The organism is Longibaculum muris, from assembly GCF_004343035.1.
Classification (GTDB): Bacteria; Bacillota_I; Bacilli_A; order Erysipelotrichales; family Coprobacillaceae; genus Longibaculum; species Longibaculum muris.
Genome location: NZ_SMCQ01000052.1, coordinates 1 through 2,087, shown reverse-complemented (window position 1 = coordinate 2,087; position 2,087 = coordinate 1). Strand labels below are relative to the sequence as shown.

Here is a 2,087-nt window from a genome sequence, read left to right as displayed (position 1 = left end):
AATCTTGACTTTCGAAGCAGATATATTGAATAAATGAGTACTATAAAAGGGAAAAACCTTGATTATATAAGGTGTTTTCCCTTTTTTGATATGCATAATAAAAGCTGAAACAGCTACATTTTATTGTAGTGTAATTTCTAGTATTTTAACAATTTTTTGATTTTTTCTCTTTTTTCGTATTTTTTATCAAGATTGATATTAAATGCTTTTGAAATGTCTTCTATGATTCTATCCTTATAGATAAACTGATATATATTCCTGTCTATATTTATGCAATTGTATTTTTTTGCTGATGTAATAATTTGATTGGCTGTATATTTGTAGCCCAGTTTTCTTTCAAGCAGCCTCATAATAACCAACGCAATAAAGCATGTGAAGAAATGTCCTTCGATATGCTCTTTTGTCCACACATATGTTGGTCTTGCTCCAAAATTTGTTTTTGATACTTTAAAGGTATCTTCTATTTTAGATAACCCTCTATATATCTTTCTTATTTCATAATCATCAAGTTCTATTTCGCTTGTCACGATTGAATAATATCCATCATATTTTTCTTCTTCGGCGATTTTTTCTTGATCTATGAAAAGTGCTTTTCCGTTTTTGATTTCTCCAGTTGCTGCATCAAATTCCAGATTTCCAACATATCCAGCTGCACCATACGTAGTCGCTCGGGTATAGGCGGCTGGATTGCTGATCATTTCCTGAGCTTTTTTGATCATTTTATTTCTGTCATTTCTTTGCTTCATCAGATATTTGAATGAAAAGTAAACCATCTGCTTTTGACATACATTAACCTTCACTTTTCTCTTTCCATCTCTTAGAATTTTTATCTCCTTTGCGCATACTCTCGATTTATGAATGAATATGATATCTTCTCCATCTTCTTTGACAGCTTCAACCTTATAATCTTTTTCATTGAGAACCCATTCCTTGAACTCCTTATCTGCTCCTCTTACTGATTGACCGTAAACATATCCATCCATACTGTTGGATTCCTTATCATTTCTTCCTGCAAGGTAGTAGATGTTGTCGGATGTATTGAGCCCACGATCTGCAACGACAATCGTTCGCTGAATTTCAAAATCTGCTTTTGTTTTCTTGAGAAGGGGTCTGAGTGAAAGCTTCTCAGACTCATTTCCAGGAAAAAGGTCATAGGCAAGCGGAATGCCAGAAGCGTCCATAAGCAATCCCATTTCAACAATAGGGTCTGGTCTATGATTTTTTTCAGGTCCTCTTTTTCTTAATCCCTTTTCAATGACTTCTCCATTTTCGTCAATGATATCATCATCGTTGTATTCTATCTCGAAATAATAGTTGGTACAGTCATAATAGCTTTTTGATATATCTCTGCTATATGTATCTTTAGTGTTTTTCCAGATAAGCGCCTGAATTTCCTCCTTGTACCGATAAAAATAATCAAGAGATTTATAGATGGAGTCTTTCGTGATGCCATCATTAAACGGAGCGAAGAATCTATTTCTGTTTTCATAGGTTGATTTCTTAGAGGCAGGAAATAAAATTCTAGAAAAGACAAGAAGCTGAAGATTTCTACTCAATGAAAAGTCGATATTGAGATTTCTCTGTTTGTTTATAAAGAAATCATTAATTCCAAGTTCATTATAGATATACTTGAAAGGAAGATAACCAACATTGAAAAGGTTATATCCATCATCTATGGTTGCATTCATATCAATGGCTAAGGAAATGTTGGAATCATTCTTCGCCTCGTCAGTCATATTTTTAGCGACATCAGTGAAATGAGCAATAGGATCATCATATTTATCAGTGAAATCATCAAGATAACCAATTTTTTGAATAAGACGTTGCTTTGGCTTACCGTTCTCATCTCGATAAGCTTCAACGATTGAGAGAAAAGTTCTGCCGTTTTTATATTTAGATTTTTTAAGGAACATAGTATCACATCCAATCTAATACTATTATACCATAAAATATTACATTATACTACAACAAAGTGAATAAATATTGACAATAAAAAAAGTATCTCAGATAACTAAAATACTAGATATAATCAACACATTGAGGAGATGGTCTAATTGGTTTTGCAAAATTATGCTTCGAAACTCGGG

General features: G+C 32.8%; 1 protein-coding gene. It reads right to left on the bottom strand.

Translation table 11 applies throughout. The annotated features are described in order from the left end of the window. Positions 1-137: 137 nt before the first annotated feature. Positions 138-1,913 (bottom strand): IS1634 family transposase, encoded by a 1,776-nt coding sequence (locus tag EDD60_RS15980; protein WP_132226559.1) that lies wholly within the window; start codon positions 1,911-1,913, stop codon positions 138-140. Positions 1,914-2,087 lie beyond the last annotated feature (174 nt).